Genomic DNA, 16,378 nt, shown 5'->3' with positions numbered 1-16,378 from the left:
TGCGGTCGCACGCACCCCGCCCTGCGGGCGGCAGCGCTACGCGTCGGACACGACCCGGCCGCGGGCCGCGGAGAGGGCGTCCTCCTGCCGCGGCGCCGGCGGGTCCGCGGGGGCGCCCCGAGGGGGCAGCGCCCGGTTGACGGTGCCCGACCAGCGCTCGTGGGGTGCGCGGCCGTCCCGCCGGACGAGCTGCGCCACGGGAGGGGACCCCCACATCACCAGGGCCGCGAGCCCCGCCGCGTACGGCAGCGCCGGGCCCGCGTCGCCGGGCAGAACCACGGTGCCCGTGCGGTGGGCCAGCGCCAGCCAGGCCAGGGCGAGCGGCGAGCAGAGCAGCACGGTGCGCACCGTCAGGCGCAGCGGACCCGGAGCCCGGCCGTCCGGGCGGGCGAGCCGCAGCAGCACCGCGTGCTTGCCCGGGGTCGCCCGGAGGAGCAGCGGCACCAGCCAGAACCACACGAGACCGAGGACCGCCCCCGCCGGCAGGGCGTAGCGGCGACCGGTGGTCCAGTCGGTGGCCAGGGCCGTCCCGCCCGTCAGGAGCGTCCAGGTGACGAGCCATCCGGCCAGGTCGGTGAGGAAGGCCAGTGCCCGGCGGGTCAGCGTCACCCGGCCGCCGTAGCGGGTGCGCTCGCCGTCGGGGTCGTTGGCGGGCAGCACCCGGCGCAGCGGGCCCGCGAGCAGCCAGCCGCAGACCGCACCGGCCGTGTTGAGCACCAGGTCGTCGACGTTGAACTGGCGGTAGGGGCAGGCGTAGACGAACCACAGGCCCGTGTACTGGGTGGCCTCGAAGAACAGGGAGGTGGCGAAGGCCACCGCGGCCGAGGACACCAGCCCCCGGCGCAGGTAGTAGCGCAGGTAGACGCCCAGCGGCAGCAGCAGCACCGCGTTGAGGGCCGCGGTCCACGCCGAATGCGTCCCCGCCAGGGTGCGCGGGGACCAGTCGCCGCCGGTCGCGTGGGAGATCCTGGCCTGGAAGGCGAAGGGTTCCAGCTGCGGGCTCTCCGCGTAGCGCACGAGGGTGCAGTGCGCGTCGGTGTCGGCGGGCAGCGGCATCACCGTCTGGAGCAGCGCGGCGAGCAGGTAGAACACGAAGCTGTAGAGGACCAGGACGGGCCACCCGCCGGCCCTGCCGCGGTGGCGGTACCCGTGGACCGCCACGGGCACCATGATGACGGCGACCAGCAGCGGGAACCAGGTCACCGCGGCCTCGACGGGCAGCAGATAGGTTCGGAACACCTCAGTCCTCTTCCGCGGTTCCCTGCGAGCCGGACAGGGGCAGGAGGCGGGCGACGCGGGCACGCCCGCGACGCGGACGGCCCGGCCGCGCACCGCACCCGCATGCCTGCCCGGGAACCGGTGCCGCGACGCCTGCCGCGGCGATCAGGATAGGTGCTCCGGCGAACGGCCCCGACCGGCGTCCGCACACCGCCCAGGCGGCCGACGGGCGGCGTGCCCCGAACGGCCCTGTCGGCGAACCGCCCCCGTCGCGCAGGGTGGTGGCGTGCGCCCCGGCGCCCCGGTAGGGCCGGGGCACCGGGTCCTGTCCACCGCCGCCCCACCCGGAAGGACCCCCGATGTCCCCCGACCCGCAGCCGGCGCCCGCCGGGGTCACGGACGAGGAACTCACCGCCCTCGACGCCCACTGGCGCGCCGCGAACTACCTCTCCGTCGGCCAGATCTACCTGATGGCGAACCCCCTGCTGACCGAGCCCCTGCGCCCGGAGCACATCAAGCCGCGGCTGCTGGGCCACTGGGGTACCTCTCCGGGCCTCAACCTGGTCCACACCCACCTCAACCGGGTGATCGCGCGCCGCGGCCTCGACGCCCTGTGCGTCTGGGGCCCGGGCCACGGCGGCCCTGCCGTCCTGGCCAACTCCTGGCTGGAGGGCTCGTACACCGAGACCTATCCGGACGTCACCCGCGACGCGGCCGGGATGGCCCGGCTCTTCCGGCAGTTCTCCTTCCCGGGCGGGGTGCCGAGCCATGTCGCCCCCGAGACCCCCGGCTCCATCCACGAGGGCGGCGAACTGGGCTACTCCCTCGCGCACGCCTACGGCGCCGCCTTCGACCACCCCGACCTGCTGGTCGCGTGCGTCGTGGGCGACGGCGAGGCCGAGACCGGGCCGCTGGCGGCCTCCTGGCACTCCACCGCCTTCCTCGACCCCGTCCACGACGGTGCGGTCCTGCCGATCCTCCACCTCAACGGGTACAAGATCGCCAACCCGACGGTGCTGGCCAGGATGGACCGGGCGGAACTCGACGCCTTCTTCCACGGCCACGGCCACGAACCGCTCCACGTCGAGGGCGACGACCCGGAGGCCGTCCACCGCGCGATGGCCGCGGCGATGGACACCGCGCTCGACCGCATCGCCGCCGTCCAGCGGGCCGCCCGCCGGGAGGGGGCCACCGAACGGCCGCGCTGGCCGGTGATCGTGCTGCGCACCCCGAAGGGCTGGACCGGTCCCGCCGAGGTCGACGGGGTCCCCGTCGCCGGTACCTGGCGCGCCCACCAGGTGCCGCTGTCCGGGGTCCGCGACAACCCCGAGCACCTGCGGCAGCTGGAGCAGTGGATGCGCTCCTACCGGCCCGAGGAGCTGTTCGACGAGCGGGGCGCCCCCCGACCGGTGGTCCTCGGCGCCGTACCCGCCGGGAGCCGGCGGCTCGGGGCCACGCCCTACGCCAACGGCGGGCTGCTGCTGAGGGAGCTGCCGCTGCCCCCGCTGGAGCGGTACGCCGTGGCCGTGGACAAGCCCGGCACCACCCTCCACGAACCCACCCGCGTCCTCGGGGACCTGCTCCGCGACGTCATGGCCGCCACCGCCGACCGGCGGGACTTCCGCCTCGTCGGCCCCGACGAGACGGCCTCCAACCGCCTCCAGGCCGTCTACGCCGCCAGCGGCAAGGCGTGGCAGCAGCGCACACTGCCCGTGGACGAGAACCTCGACCGGCACGGCCGGGTGATGGAGATCCTCTCCGAGCACACCTGCCAGGGGTGGCTGGAGGGCTACCTGCTCACCGGCCGGCACGGGCTCTTCTCCTGCTACGAGGCCTTCGTCCACATCGTCGACTCGATGGTCAACCAGCACCTCAAATGGCTGAGGGTGAGCCGGCGGCTGCCGTGGCGCGCTCCCGTCGCCTCGCTGAACTACCTGCTCACCTCGCACGTCTGGCGCCAGGACCACAACGGCTTCTCCCACCAGGACCCCGGCTTCGTCGACCACGTCCTCAACAAGAGCCCCGAGGCCGTGCGGGTCTACCTGCCGCCGGACGCCAACACGCTGCTCGCCGTGGCCGACCACGCCCTGCGCAGCCGGGACTACGTCAACGTGATCGTGGCGGGGAAGCAGCCCTGCTTCGACTGGCTGTCCCTGGAGGAGGCGCGCGTGCACTGCGCCCGCGGCGCGGGCATCTGGGACTGGGCCGGCACCGAGGACGCCGGCCGCGAACCGGACGTCGTCCTCGCCTGCGCCGGGGACGTGCCCACCCAGGAGGTGCTCGCCGCCTCCCGGCTGCTCCGCCGCCATCTGCCGGACCTGTCGGTGCGGGTGGTCAACGTCGTGGACATCGCCCGGCTGATGCCCGCCTCCGAGCACCCGCACGGCATGAGCGACTTCGACTACGACGGCCTGTTCACCACCGACAAGCCCGTCGTCTTCGCCTACCACGGCTACCCCTGGCTGATCCACCGCCTGGCCTACCGCCGCACCGGCCATCCGCACCTGCACGTGCGCGGCTACAAGGAGATCGGCACCACCACCACGCCCTTCGACATGGTGGTCGGCAACGACATGGACCGCTACCGGCTGGTCATGGACGTCATCGACCGCGTGCCCGGCCTGGCCGTCCGCGCCGCGGCGGTCCGCCAGCACATGGAGGACGTCCGGCTGCGCCACCACGCCCACATCCGCGCCCACGGCGTCGACCTCCCGGAGGTGGCCGACTGGAGCTTCGAGGACTGACCGGCCGCGGGCCGGGCCCGCCCGGCCCGCGGCGGTGCGGCGCCGGGCGGGCGGACCCGCCCGGCGACCCGGCTACTCCCCGTCCCGGTGGCCGGGCAGCGGCAGCTCCCCGGCCACGGGAAGCGCCGTGCTCAGCCGCGGCAGCAACTGCGCCGCGACCAGGGTGGACAGCGCGGAGGTGTCCCCGCCCGCGCCGGGGCCGTCGGTCCGCACCACCACCGGCTGCGGGGCGTTCACGGCCAGCGAGGCGCCGACCTCCAGTCGGCGGCGCGCCAACTCGTACTGGAGCACCGCGCGGTTGTCGCGGTACGCCTTGGCCAGCGCCCGCTGCGCCCTGGCCTCGTTCTCGGCGGAGATCAGCCCGCTGCGCCCGCGCGTCTCGATCTCGAAGCGCACCCGCTGCGCGTTCGTCTCCTGCTCCTCCAGGAGCTGCGCCACGGCCTCCCGGGCGCGGTTGAGGGCCGCCTTCACCTCGACGATGCGCGCGTCGCGCACCTTCTTGGCGCGCTCGATGTCCATGCCGAGGCTGTCGATGCGGCGCTTGCGGGTCAGGCCCCACTCCTGCTCGTAGGCGGTGCGCTCCTTCGCCACCCGCTCCCGCGTGGCCAGGTGCTGCTGGTACTGGGCCGGCAGCTGCACGTCCGGGATGTTGCAGCCGGTGATCCGCACGCCGTACCGGGACAGCTGGCGGTTCAGCAGCTCCTGCATGTCGGCGACGTCCGAGCCGCGCAGGTCGTAGGCGCGCTCGGTGCGCATCCTGCGGGCGCGCTGGCGGATCGCGTCCTGGACGGCACTGGAGAGCACCAGGTCGAAGTTGCCCGCGCCGATCGTGCGGACGAACAGCACCGCGTCCGTGATCCTGAACTTCAGGAAGAACTCGATGGAGCGCAGCGGCACGTTCTCCTGCGTGGGGCAGGCCATCACCGGTGCCGAGTAGGGGATCTCGGTGGCCGTGTCCACCACGAAGTCGACCCGCGACCACGGGTGCCACAGGTAGTGCCGGCCCGCCTGGAGGGTGTCGGTGACCGCGCCGTAGCGGGTCAGGACGCCGTTGGTGCCCTGCTCGATCTCCACGATCGACGAGCGCCACCACCACAGCCCGCCGACCACCAGCAGCAGGACGCCCGAGGTGTAGGCGACCGCGGCGAGCGCGCCGTAGGCGAGGTCCGCCGCGCCGTCCGCGTCCGCCCCGCGCAGCGTCAGCATCACCCCGGACAGCAGGGCGAAGACGCCGGCCCACAGCGGCAGCATCCACCACAGCCTGCGGCGGTGGCGCGGGATGATGACCGGGACCAGGGTGCCGGCCTCACCACCGCGCAGCAGCTGGGCGATCTCGCTCCACGGAGCGACCGCCTCGGAGATGACCGACCTTCGATTCACGCCTGCGCCGCTCACTGCGCGTCCCTCCCGGTCCCGATGCCGTTCCCGAGCCGTCCCGCGTCCGCGGGCGGCTCGCCTTCCGAGGACGCGTCAGGGCCGCGCCCGGGGCCCGCGTCCGCTCCGTCCGCCGCCTGGCCGTCCCCGGTCGCCGGGACCACCGGGCGGTCGGCCTCCAGCAGGGCGGCGATCTCCGACTCCCGCTCGGCGATCCGCCCGGCCACCTCGGCCAGCCGGGCGCGCATCGCGGACATGTCACCCTCGGTGAACAGCTCCGCTCCGTGCTCGCCGATCAACTCGCGCGCCAGCGCGAGGAAGTCGACGCCCCCGGCCTCGCCCGCCTCGCCGGGACCGCCGATGCGCACCAGCCGCGGCAGATGGCCCGCCACCTGCTCCAGGGTCTCCAGCACCTGCTGCTGGTAGCGGTACTCCAGGATCTCCGGGGCCTCCGCCGCGGTCACCGCCCGGATGTCCAGCGCCTGCGCCTCCAGCAGCGCCGCGTTCGCCTTCGCCTCGGACTCCGCCTGCACGTACCGCTGCCGGGCCAGTGCCTCGGCCCGGTTGGTCTCCCGCTCCACCGCCGTGTCCATCTGCGCCTGGTACTGCGCGATGTCGGCCTGGATCGCCGAGAGCGTCTCCTGGCGGGTGGCCAGCTCCTTGGTCAGGTCGCCCTCGTCCTGCTCCTTGCGCAGCTGGAGCGCGTACTCGTGGGTGTACGCCTCCTTGGCCACGCGCACCATCTCCGGGGCGGCCAGGTCCATGCGGTAGCCGCGGTCGGAGGGCTCGGCGTGGGTGATGTTGGCGTTGGTCAGCTCGACGGCCGGACGGAACTGCTGGTTGAGCTGGTCGAGCAGCCGCCCGGTGTCCTCGCCGACCATGTCGTAGATCCCGGCCGCCTCCTGCTCGTAGATCAGGCTGCGGATCGTCTCGCTGACCGCGTTGGACAGCTTCTCCTCGAAGCCCCGGACCGCGCCGAGCGTGTACACGAACTCCGTGGGGTCGCTGATGCGGAACTGGATGAACAGGTCGATCGACGCCTTCACCCCGCCCTTGGTGGGGGCCTCCCGCACCGGGGCGTTGAACGGGTACTCGCGGGTGGTGTTGACGATGTACGACACCCGCTTCCAGGGGCTCAGCAGGATCACCCGCCCGGGGCCCACCACCTTCTCCAGCTTGCCGAAGCGGGTGATCAGCGCCTGGCTGCCGTCCGGGACCATCACCATCCCCTGGCGCGCCCAGACGAAGGCCACCGCGAGGACCGAGACCACCCAGTAGTGGACACCGAACAGCGGGTGGGTCAGCACGTCGCCGCCCACGGCCGCCACGATGGCGGTGCCCACGGCCCCGAGGACCAGCAGCAGCACCACGGGGAGCATGCTCAGGAATGAGCGGCCGCGCGGCATCACCATCGGGCAGATGAGATGGACCGGCTCCCCGTCCTCCCGCTGCTGCTCGCTGCGGTTGAGCGCCTCACCCGCCTCGTCCAGCGGGACGGTCCGCTGCACCATGACCGTCGCCATGGAGCCGCCCTGCTCCCTCGCGGCCGGGAAGTCCGCCGGGTCCATGCCCTCGTCCTGCGGCGCTCCGGCCGCCGGGCCCGCGTCCCGCGGTGCCTGCTGCCGCCCGCCGCCGACGCCGGCCCTGCGGCGCAGTTCCCGCTCGGCGACCTCGCGCGGTGCGGCACCCCCCGCGATGGCCCGTGCGGCCTCCCGCAGGTTCTGTGTTCGTGCCACTGTTCCCCCTTTGCTGTGCTCGGGACTGCTCCCGCTCTGCTGTGCCCGGGAGGTGCGCCCGCACCGCGGATCCCGCGGTGCGGCGACTCCCGCTGCCGCCCCATCCCACACCATGGCACCGCCGCGGCGCGATGCGGGGGGCGGCACGCACCGTGCCGTCCCCCGCATCGCGCCGGCCGGGGCGCGGCCGCCGGCCGTCCGCGAGGGGCGGGCGGACTGCCGCCCGGGAGGGCGCGGTGCGGGCAGGGGCGTAGCGGCGGGGGAACCGGCGTATGGTCGGAAGCATGTCCGGACGGATCGCGGGCGACGGGTGTGGTGCACGGCGGAGGAGCCCCCGTGCCGCCCCGCTCCGCCCGGTCCCCGCCCCGCTCCCGCTCTGCCGGCCGTCCCCCCGTCCCCCCGGCCCCCCGCGCACGGCGCCCCCGGCGCGGGCAGCGGCCCCGGGCCGCGCCCGGGCCCGTCGCCCGGAGGCGAGTGGTGTCCGCCCGCGGTGAGGAGCCCCGCGACGCGGACCGGGTGGACGCGGCGCTGGTCGACGCCGTCCACCGCACCGGCGCCTGCGCCGGGGGCGTGTACCTGCGCGAGGACGCCGCGCCCGCGCTGCGCCTGGTGGCCGTCTCCGGCGTGCCGGTGGAGTCGACCGGGCCGTGGCGGCGGGTGCCCCTGGCCGCCCCGCTCGCCGTCGGGGAGGCCGTCCGCGAGGACCGCGTGGTCTGGGTGGGCCCGGACGACGACACCGCCCGCGCCTCCCCGGGCGGCACCCCCCGGCTGCCCGACCACCTCGCCCTCGCCGCCGCCCCGCTGCACGCCGGCGAGCGGGGCTGGGGCGCGCTGCTGCTGATGTGGCCCGAGCAGCACCCGGGGACCGCCACCCGGCGCGAGCGGGGAGCCGTCGCGGCCGCGGCGCGGCGCGTCGCCCGGGCCCTGGACGACTCCGCCTCGGCGCCCACCCTGCCGGACCACCCGCGCCCGGTCCCCTTCGCCGCCGCCCCGAGTCCCCAGGGCGCCCAGCAGGCCGCCGTCGACTACGTCGAGCGCCTGCCCGAAGGCGCCCTCGCCCTCGACCTGGAGGGGAGGATCACCCTGGTGAGCGGCGAGGCGGCCGAGCTCCTCGGGCTCGACGCCGGGCGCCTGCTCGGCACCCGCCCGTGGCAGGCGCTCCCCTGGCTGGAGACCGCGGTGGTCGAGGACCACTACCGCACGGCGGTCATCAGCCGCGCGCCGGTGAGCTTCACCGTCCTGCGGCCGCCCCGGGAGCGGCTGCGCTTCGAACTCCACCCGGACACCTCCGGCATCAGCGTCCGCATCTCCCGCGCTCCGGCCTCCGGCACCGGCCGGAGGGCGACCGACCGCGCGGCCGGGACGTCCGGCGCCCTCGTGCCCGGGGCCGCGCCCACCGGGCGCCTGTACCAGCTGGTCCACCTGGCGGCCGCCCTGACGGAGACGGTCGCGGTCCGCGACGTCGTCGACCTCCTCGCCGACCAGGTGCTCCCGGCCTTCGGAGCCGACGGCCTGGTGCTGTCCGCCACCGACGCGGGCCGCCTGAGGATCACCGGATACCACGGCTACCCCCGGGAGACCATCGAACGCCTCGACGGCCTGCCCCTGGACACCGTGCTCACCCCCGCCGGACAGGTGCTCGCCGCCGGAAGGCCCTCCTTCTTCGCCAGCCCCGGCGAGATGGCCCGCCGCTACCCCGACGCACCGCGCATCAGCGGCAAGCAGGCCTGGGCCTTCCTCCCCCTGATCGTCTCCGGACGCCCCGTCGGCTGCTGCATCCTCTCCTACGACCGGCCCCGGTCCTTCAGCGCCGAGGAGCGGGCCGTGCTGACCTCGCTCGCCGGACTCGTCGCCCAGGCCCTGGACCGGGCCCGCCTCTACGACACCACCCGGGCCCTCGCGCGCGGCCTTCAGGAGGCCCTCCTGCCGCGCACCCTGCCCGCCCTGCCCGGCATGGAGGTGGCCGCCCGCTACCTGCCCGCCAGTCACGGCATGGACGTGGGCGGGGACTTCTACGACGTCATCAAGCTCGACCCGACCACCGCCGCGGCCGTCATCGGCGACGTGCAGGGCCACAACGTCGCCGCCGCCGCGCTCATGGGCCAGGTCCGCACCGCCATCCACGCCACCGCCGGCGCCCCGCCCGACCAGGTCCTCATGCGCACCAACCGGGTCCTCGCGGACCTGGAGACCGACCTCCTGGTCTCCTGCCTGTACCTGCACATCGACCTCGCGGCCCGCGAGGCCGTACTCGCCAGCGCCGGCCACCCGCCGCCGCTGCTCCACGGCCCGGGCCTGCGCTGCGGCGCCGTCGGACTCGACCCCGGGCCGCTGCTCGGCGTCGACCCCTCGCTGGCCTTCCCGGTCGGCACCGTGCCCCTGCCACCCGGGACGACCCTGGCCCTGTACACCGACGGGCTGGTCGAGACCCCCGGCGCCGACCCGGAGGAGGCCGCCGGGGAGCTCGCCCGGCACCTCGCCCGGCACGCCGCCCGGGAGCTCGACCCCCTCATCGACAGCCTCCTGGCCCACGCCCGGCCCACGGGCCACCACACGGACGACATCGCCCTGCTGCTGCTGCGCACACCGCCGACCGGGTGAGGCCCCCGCCCGGCACCCCGCCGACCCGGCGCCAAGAACGCTCGAATGACCCGGTGCGCGCCCCGAGGCGGTGTCGGGTGACACGTGATGATGGGCCCATGGACGTCAACGAGGTTCTGCTGCCCGGAGTGGGGCTGCGCTACGAGTTCGTCAACGACGAGGGCGAGCGCATCGGCGTCGTGGCCCGGCGCACCGGGGGCGCCGAGCTGATCGTCTACGAGGGCACCGACCCCGACGACGAGGCACGCACGGTGCTGCGGCTGACCGCGGAGGAGGCGGACGCGCTCGCCGAGATGCTCGGTGCCCCGCGTATCGCCGAGCGCTTCGCCGACCTGTCCAAGGAGGTGCCGGGCCTGCGGGCCGCGCAGGTCGAGGTGGAGGCCGAGGGCCCCTACGCGGGCCGGCGCCTGGGCGAGACCCGCGCCCGTACCCGCACCGGCGCCTCCGTCGTCGCGATCGTCCGGGGCGAGGAGGTGACCCCCTCCCCGGGACCCGGCCGGGTACTGCTTGCGGGGGACGTGCTGGTCGTCATCGGCACCCACGACGGCATCGCCGCGGTGGAACGGCTCATCCGGGGCGGCTGACCGGTGGAGCTCTCGGCGGCCCTGCTGCTCGAACTGGGCGTCATCCTGACCGCGCTGAGCCTCCTGGGGGCACTGGCGCGGCGCTTCGCGCTGTCCCCGATCCCGCTCTACCTGCTCGCCGGCCTCGCGCTCGGCGAGGGCGGCATCGCACCGGTGCCCGCCTCGGGGACCTTCGTGGAGGCCGGGGCGGGCATCGGCGTGGTCCTGCTGCTGCTCACGCTCGGACTGGAGTTCACCGTCGCGGAGTTCACCGTCAGCCTGCGCCGCCACCTGCCCTCCGCCTGGGTCGACCTCGTGCTCAACGCCACCCCCGGGGCCGTCATGGGATGGCTGCTAGGACTGGACGCCGGAGGGGTGCTGGCCCTTGCGGGGGTCACCTACATCTCCTCCTCGGGCATCATCGCGCGGCTCCTGGTCGACCTGCGCCGTCTCGGCAACCGGGAGACCCCCGCGGTGCTGTCCGTCCTGGTGCTGGAGGACTTCGCGATGGCCGCGTACCTCCCGCTGCTCGCCGTGCTGGCCGCCGGGGGCACCTGGCGGCAGGCCCTGCTGGGGCTGCTGGTCGCGCTCGCGGCGGTGCTGGTCGCCTTCACCGTGTCCTACTGGTGGGGGCACCACCTCGGGCGCCTGCTGCTGCACCGGGAGCCGGACCCCGAGCAACTGCTGCTGCGGGTGCTGGGGGTGACCCTGATCGTCGCGGCCCTGGCCGAGAGCGTCCACGTCTCGGCCGCCGTCGGCGCCTTCCTCGTCGGGCTCTCGCTCACCGGGGAGGCGGCCGACCGGGCACGGGCCGTCCTCGGGCCGCTGCGGGACCTCTTCGCCGCGGTGTTCTTCCTGGCCGTCGGACTGACCGTCAGCCCCGGCGCGCTGATCCCGGTACTGCCCGCCGCCCTGCTGCTCGCCCTGGTCACCGCCGGTACCAAGCTGGCCTCCGGCTGGTACGCGGCGCGGCGCGAGGGAGCGGGCCGCCGGGGCCGGCTGCGCGCGGGCACCGCACTCATCGCACGCGGCGAGTTCTCCATCGTGATCATCGGCCTCGCCGGGGTGCGCCACGACCGGCTCGGTGCGCTGGTGGCGGCCTACGTCCTGCTGCTCGCCGTCGCGGGGCCGCTGCTCACCCGGTTCACGGCCACCCGGGCCCCGGGCCCCGGGCCGGAGGCGGCCCCCTCCTGAGCACCGGGGCCACACGAGCGCGCGAGCGCCGCCCCGGGGGCCGGGCGCGGCTGGTGGACCGCCGGCGGCCGCGGCCCGCCGGGACCTTCGGCCCCCTGCCGGGTCCCTGACAGCCCTGATCCCGGCTCCGGCACCCGGGGGAGGCTGGGAGGACGGGGGACCGCGGGCAACGGCGCTCCCCGCGCGGCCCGGCACCGGCCCCGACAGCACGGTGCCGTCCGGCCCGGCACCGGCCCCGGCAGGGCCGCGGCCGGAAGGACCCGCGGAGCGGCCGGTGCCGCTCCGCCCCCGGCGGCACCCGCCGCCGGTACGCCAGCCGAAGGGGAGCACACCATGACCGGCACCACCGACCCCCGCGACATCGTGGTGGGCGTCGACCCCGTCAGGAACTGGCGCCTGGCCGTCGCCTGGGGCGCCGACGAGGCGCGCCACCGGGGCCGCAGGCTGCGCCTGGTGGTCGCCGTCCCCCCGCGGCAGTCGACGCGCCGCGCGGCCGAGGACCTGCGCCACACGGCGCGCACCCGGGCCGCCGACGACACCCTGCGCCAGGCGGTGGACCTGGCACGGGCCCGGCAGCCGGAGGTCGACAGCGCCCCCCTGGTCGCGGACGGCCCGGCGGCCGCCGTGCTGGTCGAACAGTCCAGGGGCGCGGAGATGGTGGTCCTCGGCTCCCGGCACCTCGGGGGCATCGAGGAGTTCCTCAGCGCCGGTTCCCTGGCCGTCCCGGTGACCGCCCAGGCGCAGTGCCCGGTCGCCGTCGTGGGCGAGGCCGAGCACACCACCCAGGAGTCCCCGTACCTGGTGGTGGGGGTCGACGGCAGCGCCACCTCCCGTGCCGCCGTGGAGTTCGCCTTCGAGGAGGCGGACCTGCGGGGCTGCCTGGTGCGGGCCGTGGCCGCCTGGCAGCCGCCCGCCTTCTCCCGGGAACCGGGCGACACTCTCTTCCCGGCCGAGCGGCGGCTGCTCGCCGAGGCCACCAGCGGGCTGTCCGAGCGGTACCCCGACGTCCCCGTCCACCACGACGTGCAGATCGGCTCCCCCGTCGAGGTGCTGGCGCGGGCCGGGGAACACGCCCTCGCCGTCGTCGTCGGCCGCCGCGGCAGGGGCGGGTACTCCGGGATGCGCGTCGGCTCCGTCGTGCGCGGCCTGCTCCACCGCGCCACCTGCCCGGTGATCACCGTCCCCGGGGGCTGAGCCCGCCGCGGGAAGGGGCCGGCAGGGCCCACGAGGGGGCCTGTCGGCCCCTTGAGCCCGTGCCGGGGGAGGGCGCACCGTGAGGTCTCGGGGCGCGGCCCGCGGCGGAGAGGCACCGCGTCCCGCGCCGGAAGGAGCACGCCATGGCCGGGACCGGGACAGACCGCGACGCACCCCAGCCCCGCGCCGGTCTGTGGGCGCGCGTGGGGGACCGGCTGGTCGTGTCGGGCGCCGCCGTCGGGGACGGGGGGCGGGACGGGGAGATCGTCGCGCTCCACCACCGGGACGGCACCCCGCCCTACGACGTCCGCTGGTCCGACACCGGCCGGGTCACCCTGGTGTTCCCCGGCCCGGACGCCCGGGTCCAGCACTTCACCCACCCGTCGCCCCGCGGCGGGAACGCCTCGTAGCACGCGGCGCACCGCCCCGCGGGCACCCGCCGGGAGGTCACGGGCTCTGCGCCGATCGGGCGGTTGACCGGCGCCGGGGGCGGGCGCGGCCCCGCCTGCGGGAACAGCGCACCACGATGGACGGCGACCGGTACGAGGACGAGGTGACACCGCGGCCCGCCCGCGTCGCGGTGATCGGCGTGGGCAACGAGTTCCGCCGGGACGACGGAGTGGGGTGGGCGGTCCTGCGCCGGATGGAGGGGCGCGCGGCCCGGCGCCCCCTGCCGCCGGGCACGCTGCTCGCCCTGTCCGACGGCGAGCCGAGCGGACTGATCGACCGATGGGAGGGCACCGGGCTGACCGTGGTCGTGGACGCCGTGCACACCGACCCCGCCGTCCCCGGGCGGGTGCACCGGCTGGACGCCGGCGAGGTGGAGTTCCACGGCCACGGCCCCGTCACCTCGCACGGCCTCGGCTTCGGCCAGGCCGCCGAACTCGCCGCCGCGCTCGGCAGACTCCCCGCCCGGCTGCGCGTCTACGCGGTCGAGACCGCCGACACGTCCCTCGGCCCCGGCCTCACCGCCGCCGTGGAGGCCGCCGTCGCCCCGCTGGCGGAGCGGATCGAGGACGAGATCCGCCGCTTCCACCGCGAGGCGGCGGGCGGACCCCCGCCCCACCGGACGTGAGCGGGTTCCGGCCCGCCGGCCCGCACCCGCCCCCGGCGGGCCCCCAGGACTCGCCCCCGGCGGCGCCCCGCCGCACCCTTGAGAGGTGCAGGAGCGCTACGGCGGCCCCCGGAGGTGGGATGCGATGACCGACAGCCCCGGCACCGAGCGCGCGGTGCTCGACCGCGACGGCCTCGGCGCCCTGGTGCGCGAGCTGCGCGCCCGGGGGCACACCGTCGTCGGGCCCACCGTGCGGGACGGGGCCGTCGTCCTCGACGAGATCGACAGCGCCGACCGGCTGCCCTTCGGCTGGGGCGTCGAGCACGAGGCCGGCCGGTACCGCCTGCGGCCCCGGGAGGACGGGGCGGCGTTCGCGCACAGCGCGGGCCCGCAGTCGTGGAAGGCGTACCTGCACCCCCAGCGCCTGCGCGAGTGGACCGCCGACCGCGAGGCCGACGGCCGGATCACCGTGCGCGCCGAGGAACCCGCGCGCGTCTCCTACGCGTTCCTCGGGGTCCAGCCCTGCGATCTGCGCGCCATCGCCGTCCAGGACCGCGTGCTCGGCGGCGGGGCCTACACGGACGAGGGCTACCGCGGGCGCCGCGCCCGCGCCTTCCTCGTCGTGGCCGAGTGCACCGAGCCCGGCGCCACCTGCTTCTGCGTGTCCATGGGCACCGGACCGGGGGCGCCCGGGGACGCCGCCTACGACCTGGCGCTCACCGAGGTCGTCGACGACGGCGGCCACCGCTTCCTCGTGCGGGCCGGGAGCCCCGCGGGAGCCGAGGTGCTGGCAGCCCTCCCGCGGCGCCCGGCCGACGGGGCGACGGCCGAGGCCGCCCGGGAGGCCGTCGCCGATGCCGCCACCCGGATGGGGCGGACCATGCCCGGGACCGACCTGCACGCGCTGATGGCCGGCACCCTGGAGGCCGACCGCTGGGACGACGTCGCCTCGCGCTGCCTGACCTGCGGCAACTGCACCATGGTCTGCCCCACCTGCTTCTGCACCTCCACCGAGGACGTCGGCGACCTCACGGGCGACCACGCGGAGCGCTGGCGGCGCTGGGAGTCCTGTTTCGACCTCGACTTCTCCCACCTGCCCGGCGGCCCCGTCCGCTCCTCCGGCCGCAGCCGCTACCGCCAGTGGCTCACCCACAAACTCGGCACCTGGCACGACCAGTTCGGCAGCTCCGGCTGCGTGGGCTGCGGGCGCTGCATCGTCTGGTGCCCCGTCGGCATCGACATCACCGAGGAGGCCGCCGCCCTGGACCGCGAGTGGTCGGCACGCACCCTCCCGCCGACCGCGCCCGCGGAGCCCGGCGACGCCCGGGGCCGTTCGCCCGGACGGACCGGCCCGTGACCGGCGGGACCGCACCCCGCGGCGGCTTCCTCGCCCGGCTGCCCGAGGACGGGGCCGCGGCGCTCCTCGCGCTCGGCGGGGACGTCGCCCTCGCCGCCGGGACCCGGCTGTTCGAGGAGGGCCGCCCCGCCGACCGCTTCTGGGTCCTGCACCAGGGCACGGTCACCCTCTCCACCCGTGTCCCCGGGCGGCCCGAGGCGGTGGTGGAGACGGTCGGGGCCGGTGAACTGGTCGGCTGGTCCTGGCTGGTCCCGCCGCACCTGTGGCGGCTCGCCGCGACGGCGGCCACCGCCGTGCAGGCCAGGGAGTTCCCGGCCGCCGAGGTCAGGGACCTGTGCACCCGGGAGCCGGAGCTGGGCCGGGTGCTCACGCTGCGCGTCGCCGAGGTCGTCGGCAGGCGCCTGGAGGCCACCCGGGCCCGGCTGCTGGACCTGTACGCCCCGCCGCCCGGGGCGGCGCACCCCGGACGCGTGCCGTGAGCGTCCGCAGCGCCACCGGCGGCTCGGGCCCCGGCGCCACCGTGCCGGTCCCCTACCGCGTGGTGCGCAGGACCCGGCAGACCCCGGACACCGCCACGCTCGTCGTGGAACCGGTGGACCGGGCGCTGCCGCGCTTCGCCCCCGGGCAGTTCGCGATGGCCTACGCCTTCGGGCGGGGCGAGATCCCCCTGTCCGCCAGCGGCATCGGCGAGGACGGCCGGACCCTGGAGCACACCGTCCGCGCGGTCGGCGCCGTCTCCGCAGCCCTCCACGACAGCGCGCCGGGCACCCAGATCGCCCTGCGCGGCCCCTTCGGCACCGCCTGGGACCTCGCCCGCGCACGGGACCGGGACGTGCTCGTCGTCGCCGGCGGCATCGGCCTCGCCCCGCTGCGCCCGCTGGTGCACGCCCTGCTCCGGGACCGGTCCGCGGGCCGCTCCGGCGGCCGGCTCGGCGTCCTGGTCGGTGCGCGCAGCCCCGGCGAACTGCCCTTCGCGGACGATGTCGAGGAGTGGTCGGCCCGCCCCGGAACGCATGTGGCGGTCACCGTGGACCGGCCCGGCCCGCGGTGGACGGGCGAGGTCGGCGTGGTCACCGCGCTGCTGGAACGGGCCCCGTTCACCCCGGGGCGCACGGCCGCCTTCGTCTGCGGCCCGGAGGTGATGATGCGGGCCGCGGCGCGCGACCTCGCCCACCGCGGCGTCGCCGAGGACCGCGTCCAGGTGTCGCTGGAGCGCACCATGCACTGCGGCACCGGCCACTGCGGCCACTGCCAGCTCGGCCCGCTGCTGGTGTGCCGCGACGGGCCCGTGGCCGGCTACGACCGTGCGGGACCGCTGCTGACGTACCGGGAGCTGTGACGCC

General features: G+C 76.3%; 13 protein-coding genes. 10 read left to right on the top strand and 3 right to left on the bottom strand.

What is annotated here, in order from left to right:
* Positions 1–36: 36 nt before the first annotated feature.
* Entirely contained in the window at positions 37–1,239 is a 1,203-nt protein-coding gene (locus tag NPS70_RS15785) for a VanZ family protein (RefSeq protein WP_256524895.1), read from the bottom strand.
* A 338-nt stretch (positions 1,240–1,577) separates the two neighbouring features.
* Here NPS70_RS15785 and NPS70_RS15780 point away from each other — a divergent pair, with 338 nt between their 5' ends.
* The gene (locus NPS70_RS15780) at positions 1,578–3,962 is read left to right on the top strand and encodes a phosphoketolase (protein ID WP_256524894.1); all 2,385 of its coding nucleotides are present in this window, start codon (positions 1,578–1,580) and stop codon (positions 3,960–3,962) included.
* Between the two features lie 72 nt (positions 3,963–4,034).
* Here the strand turns inward: NPS70_RS15780 and NPS70_RS15775 are convergent, their stop codons facing one another.
* Positions 4,035–5,342, bottom strand: a complete 1,308-nt coding sequence (locus NPS70_RS15775; protein WP_374212010.1) for an SPFH domain-containing protein — start codon at positions 5,340–5,342, stop codon at positions 4,035–4,037.
* An 11-nt stretch (positions 5,343–5,353) separates the two neighbouring features.
* Positions 5,354–7,072, bottom strand: coding sequence for an SPFH domain-containing protein (locus NPS70_RS15770; protein WP_374212009.1), 1,719 nt, complete (start codon positions 7,070–7,072; stop codon positions 5,354–5,356).
* 477 nt (positions 7,073–7,549) lie between these two features.
* On the opposite strand from NPS70_RS15770, the gene NPS70_RS15765 reads away from it, so the two are divergent.
* The 9 genes from NPS70_RS15765 to NPS70_RS15725 all read left to right on the top strand — a co-directional run bounded on the left by NPS70_RS15765 (position 7,550) and on the right by NPS70_RS15725 (position 16,374).
* A complete protein-coding gene (locus tag NPS70_RS15765) occupies positions 7,550–9,673 on the top strand; it encodes a SpoIIE family protein phosphatase (protein ID WP_256524892.1) in 2,124 nt (707 codons plus the stop codon).
* A 98-nt stretch (positions 9,674–9,771) separates the two neighbouring features.
* A complete protein-coding gene (locus NPS70_RS15760) occupies positions 9,772–10,257 on the top strand; it encodes a cation:proton antiporter regulatory subunit (protein WP_256524891.1) in 486 nt (161 codons plus the stop codon).
* Between the two features lie 3 nt (positions 10,258–10,260).
* The gene (locus tag NPS70_RS15755; protein WP_256524890.1) at positions 10,261–11,430 is read left to right on the top strand and encodes a cation:proton antiporter; all 1,170 of its coding nucleotides are present in this window, start codon (positions 10,261–10,263) and stop codon (positions 11,428–11,430) included.
* A gap of 333 nt (positions 11,431–11,763) precedes the next feature.
* A complete protein-coding gene (locus NPS70_RS15750; RefSeq protein WP_256524889.1) occupies positions 11,764–12,624 on the top strand; it encodes a universal stress protein in 861 nt (286 codons plus the stop codon).
* 143 nt (positions 12,625–12,767) lie between these two features.
* On the top strand, positions 12,768–13,034 hold the full coding sequence (locus NPS70_RS15745) for a DUF1918 domain-containing protein (protein ID WP_374212008.1): 267 nt from the start codon (positions 12,768–12,770) through the stop codon (positions 13,032–13,034).
* A gap of 116 nt (positions 13,035–13,150) precedes the next feature.
* The gene (locus NPS70_RS15740) at positions 13,151–13,699 is read left to right on the top strand and encodes a hydrogenase maturation protease (RefSeq protein WP_256524888.1); all 549 of its coding nucleotides are present in this window, start codon (positions 13,151–13,153) and stop codon (positions 13,697–13,699) included.
* Positions 13,700–13,823: 124 nt separating this feature from the next.
* Entirely contained in the window at positions 13,824–15,035 is a 1,212-nt protein-coding gene (locus tag NPS70_RS15735; RefSeq protein WP_256524887.1) for a 4Fe-4S dicluster domain-containing protein, read from the top strand.
* On the top strand, positions 15,032–15,514 hold the full coding sequence (locus tag NPS70_RS15730) for a cyclic nucleotide-binding domain-containing protein (RefSeq protein WP_256524886.1): 483 nt from the start codon (positions 15,032–15,034) through the stop codon (positions 15,512–15,514). The genes NPS70_RS15735 and NPS70_RS15730 overlap by 4 nt, the downstream gene beginning before the upstream one ends.
* Positions 15,511–16,374, top strand: a complete 864-nt coding sequence (locus NPS70_RS15725; protein WP_256524885.1) for an FAD/NAD(P)-binding protein — start codon at positions 15,511–15,513, stop codon at positions 16,372–16,374. Before NPS70_RS15730 ends, NPS70_RS15725 begins: the two co-directional genes overlap by 4 nt.
* The last annotated feature ends 4 nt before the right edge of the window (positions 16,375–16,378 follow it).

This window comes from Streptomyces sp. C10-9-1 (genome assembly GCF_024497955.1).
Taxonomy (GTDB): domain Bacteria; phylum Actinomycetota; class Actinomycetes; order Streptomycetales; family Streptomycetaceae; genus Streptomyces; species Streptomyces sanyensis.
The sequence above is the reverse complement of the archived record's forward strand: the minus strand, read 5'-3'. Positions and strand labels throughout refer to the sequence as shown.